A 3,898-nucleotide genomic window follows, 5' to 3' on the forward strand; every position below is an offset into this window, starting at 1 on the left:
ATGTCGGCTCGATCCTCGCCTTCGGCTTCGCGCCCTTCACCGGCGGCGCACTCTCCTACATCGACGGCATCGGCGCCAACCGTTTCGTCAAGATCGCCAAGGGCCTGCAGAAGAAATATGGCGCCGAGTTCAAGGTGCCGAAGCTTCTGCTCGACATGGCCGAGAAGGGCGAGACCTTTTACCAGCGCTTCGACCCCTACCAGAAGGGCGAGGTCAGAGAGGCGGCCTGACGAACCCCGACCATGTATGTCTGGGGGCGAATGGCACGCACCATGGCCACGGCGTCGAGCCGTGGTCCCTATCGGGCCGGCGAGGAAAGCCGGCTGGCCTTTCGCTGCCTGCCGATCGACATCGACTTCAACCTGCATCTGAACAACGCCCGCTACATGATGCTGGCCGATCTCGGCCGCATCGACATCTTCCTGCGCATCGGCCTCATCGCGCTGGCGCGCAAGAATGGCTGGGCGCCGATGATCGGCGGGCTTGAGGTCGCCTATGTGCGCGAGATCAGGCTGTGGCGCCGCTTCGAGGTCGTCTCGTCGATCGAGACCTGGGAAGGGACGTCAGTCATCGGCCGGCACCGCTTTGTCCTCGATGGCGGCGAGACGGCGGCACTGATCCTGACCACGGGCGGCGTCTATGACCGCGGCGGGCGTCGCTTCCTCGACATCGACGAGGTCGTCGCGGCGCTCGGCCGCGCCGCCCGGCCGCGTCCGCCGACCGAAACCGAGCGCGCCTTCATGATTTCGCACAAGAATTTGCGCGAGCAGGCCAAGCAGGTCTGATCGTCGGCGATCCGACCCTTCGCCAGTGGACAATCAGATGGTCGCGCGCTAGACAGGCTTGAGGCATTTTTTCCTGTTTTCGAAGGAGAGCGGACTTGCTCTCACACGATCGCGTCTGGGCCGCAATCGACGCTCTCGCCGAGCGCTATTCGCTGTCGGCTTCCGGCCTTGCCCGGCGCGCGGGCCTGGATTCGACGGCCTTCAACAAGTCGAAGCGCCTGTCGTCCGACGGAAGGCCGCGCTGGCCCTCGACCGAATCGCTGGCCAAGATCATCGAGGCCACCGGCGCGTCGCTCGAGGAATTCACCGGACTGGTCGAAGGGCGCGCTGCCTCCGTCGCCCAACACCGCAGCGCCGTTCCCCTGCTCGGCTTCGCCCAGGCCGGCGCGGGCGGCTTCTTCGACGATGCCGGCTATCCGGCGGGGCAGGGCTGGGATCTGGTCGAGCTTCCCGCGCGGGCGACCGAGACCTCATACGCGCTGCAGGTGCAAGGCGATTCCATGCTGCCGCTCTACCGCAATGGCGATGTGCTGATCGTCGAACCCGGCGCGCCGACGCGCAAGGGCGACCGTGTCGTCGTCAAGACCACCGCCGGGGAGGTGATGGCCAAGGTGCTCGACCGGCAAACGGTGAAGTCGATCGTGCTGGTTTCGCTCAACCCCGCCCATCCGGACCGTGACATCCCGACGCGCGAAATCGAATGGGTGGCGCGCATCGTCTGGGCGAGCCAGTAGGTTCGGGCCGGTGCGGCTTCTTCAAATCATCCTGACGGTTCTGGCGGTTCCGGTGATGGCCGCGCTCGTTGTGGCGGGCGGCCGCGTGGTCAAGGGGCATGAGAGCGTCATCACAGTCGATCAGATCGATCCCATCGCCGATGCGCTCCCCATTTCCGGGGACGATGCACTCTCCGCCTCCGGCGCGAATACGCTCCCGGAAGAGCCGACGACCGCGGCCATTCCCGCGCCAGCCGCTCCACCGAACCCCGCTGTTCACTCGAGGGCCATCGATCCCGACGTCGTGGCGCCGCCCGAGCTGTCGGACCAGGAACTCGAACGGGTCGAACCGCGCGCGCCGCTCAGCGATCTGGCGCTGGCCGGACCGCCCAAGCCGCCCAAAACGAAGATGCCGGGCGACTGGAACGGCACCAAATTGTTCCAGCCGGTCGCCACCGCCGCCGGGCTGATCGAGGCGAAGGGCTATGCGGTCTCCGTGTCCGGCGTGGACGCCGTCAAGACGGACGAGACCTGCAGCGACCAGGGCCAGACCTGGGCCTGCGGCACGCGCGCCAGGACAGCCTTCCGCGCGTTCCTGCGCGGCCGAGCGGTCGCCTGCGCGGTGCCGCCGGAGGGCGGCCGCGATACCATTTCCGCCGAATGCCATATCGGCAATCAGGACATCGGCCAGTGGCTGGTCGAGAACGGCTGGGCGCGCGCCGCGCAAGGCGGCCCCTATGTCGAGGCCGAGAACAAGGCCCGCTCCGGGAAGAAGGGTATTTTTGGCCCGGCGCCGAAGCTTGACGGCCTGCCGGCGGTGCCGGCCATGTCGGGTCCGGCGCCCGTGGCGCCGGATTCGATCCTGCCGGCCGAGGGCGGCGCCGTTACGCCGCCAACTGACCAGCCAGCGCCCGCTCAATAAGCGCGCGCGTCTCGGCAATGCCGTAGAGTGCGGCGAAGGAACCGAAGCGCGGTCCGCGTTCCTGCCCGATCAGCACCTGGTAGATCATCTGGAAGAAGGCGACGGACACGCCGGGTCCGCCTTCCGGGCTCTGCTTGGAATGGTCTTGGTAGCGCTCGATCTTGCGCGCCACGTTGAGCGCGGCATTCTGGATCGCTTCGCTGTCGGCGCCTTGCGGCAGCGCGCCGAGCGCGTCGGAAAGCCTCGCCAACGCCTCGCGCTCCACCTCGTCGGCGGCGCGGTAAACCTTGGTCGGCTTCACGAAGTCGTCGAAGTAGCGGATCGCGTAGCCGGTCAGCCGGTCGAGCTCCGGATGCGTCTTCGGCGTCACGCCAGGCGCATGCCGCGAGATGAAACCCCACAGCACCGCCTTGTCATGGGCGTTGGAGGCGCTCACCAGGTTGAGCAGCAGCGCGAACGGCACCGGCAGGTCGATGGCCGGCGGGTTGCCGTCATGCATGTGCCAGACCGGATTGCCCAGCCGCTCCTTCCAGTCCTGGCGCGGATAGGCGCCAAGGAAAGCGTAATACTCGTCCACCGCCTTCGGGATGACGTCGAAATAGAGCTTCTTCGCCTGCCGCGGCCGCTGGTACATATAGAGGCCGAGGCTCTCCGTCGGCGCATAGGTCAGCCACTCGTCGATGGTCAGGCCATTGCCCTTCGACTTCGAAATCTTCTGGCCTTCCTCGTCGAGGAACAACTCGTAGACGAAATGCTCCGGCGCGCGGCCGCCGAGGATGTTGCAGATGCGGTCGTAGATCGCCGCATTGGTCTGGTGGTCCTTGCCGAACATCTCGAAATCGACGCCGAGCGCCGCCCAGCGCATGCCGAAATCCGGCTTCCACTGCAGCTTCACATGGCCGCCCGTGACGGGCAGCGTCGTCTCGGTGCCTTCGTCGTCGAAAGTGACGGTGCCGGCCTTTGCGTCGACATTTATCATCGGCACGTAGAGCACGCGGCCGCTCTTCGGCGAGATCGGCAGGAACGGGCTGTAGGTCGCCTGGCGCTCCGGCCCGAGCGTCGGCAGCATCACACCCATGATGTCGTCATAGCGTTCGGCGGCGCGCAGCAGCACCTCGTCGAAGCGGCCGGCCTTGTAGTACTTGGTCGCGCTGGCGAACTCGTAATCGAAGCCGAACGTGTCGAGGAAGCGGCACAGCATCGCGTTGTTGTGGTCGGCGAAGCTCGCATAGTCGCCGCCGAACGGATTGGGCACCGAGGTCAGCGGCATATGCAGATAGGGCTCGAGCGCGGCGCGGTCCGGCACGTTGTCGGGGATCTTGCGCATGCCGTCCATATCGTCGGAGAAGCACAGAAGCTTGGTCTTGACCTTGTCCTGCGTCAGCACGCGGAAGGCATGCCGCACCATGGTTGTGCGCGCCACCTCGCCGAAGGTGCCGATATGCGGCAGGCCGGACGGGCCGTAGCCGGTCTCGAAC

At 66.5% G+C, this 3,898-nt stretch carries 4 protein-coding genes and 1 pseudogene; 4 read left to right on the forward strand and 1 reads right to left on the reverse strand.

Translation table 11 applies throughout. The features are described 5' to 3' along the window. The 4 genes and pseudogenes from EOA27_RS26370 to EOA27_RS26385 form a co-directional block, all read left to right on the forward strand. A pseudogene (locus tag EOA27_RS26370) lies at positions 1 to 230 on the forward strand (3-hydroxyacyl-CoA dehydrogenase); the annotation flags it as partial. Between the two features lie 12 nt (positions 231 to 242). Next, a complete protein-coding gene (locus EOA27_RS26375) occupies positions 243 to 785 on the forward strand; it encodes a thioesterase family protein (RefSeq protein ID WP_126079358.1) in 543 nt (180 codons plus the stop codon). A gap of 95 nt (positions 786 to 880) precedes the next feature. Continuing rightward, entirely contained in the window at positions 881 to 1,519 is a 639-nt protein-coding gene (locus EOA27_RS26380) for a helix-turn-helix transcriptional regulator (protein WP_126079357.1), read from the forward strand. A gap of 10 nt (positions 1,520 to 1,529) precedes the next feature. Then, on the forward strand, positions 1,530 to 2,420 hold the full coding sequence (locus EOA27_RS26385) for a thermonuclease family protein (RefSeq protein WP_245467260.1): 891 nt from the start codon (positions 1,530 to 1,532) through the stop codon (positions 2,418 to 2,420). On the opposite strand, the gene EOA27_RS26390 is transcribed toward EOA27_RS26385, so the two are convergent. Continuing rightward, positions 2,383 to 3,898: lysine--tRNA ligase (locus EOA27_RS26390; RefSeq protein ID WP_127257637.1), on the reverse strand; the 1,516-nt coding region annotated here is incomplete at its 5' end. The genes EOA27_RS26385 and EOA27_RS26390 overlap by 38 nt on opposite strands.

Source organism: Mesorhizobium sp. M2A.F.Ca.ET.037.01.1.1 (genome assembly GCF_003998075.1).
Lineage (GTDB): Bacteria > Pseudomonadota > Alphaproteobacteria > Rhizobiales > Rhizobiaceae > Mesorhizobium.

Excerpts from the sequence above, each read along its gene's own strand:
- EOA27_RS26375 (WP_126079358.1), top strand. The coding sequence starts at position 243 with ATGTATGTCTGGGGGCGAATGGCACGCACCATGGCCACGGCGTCGAGC.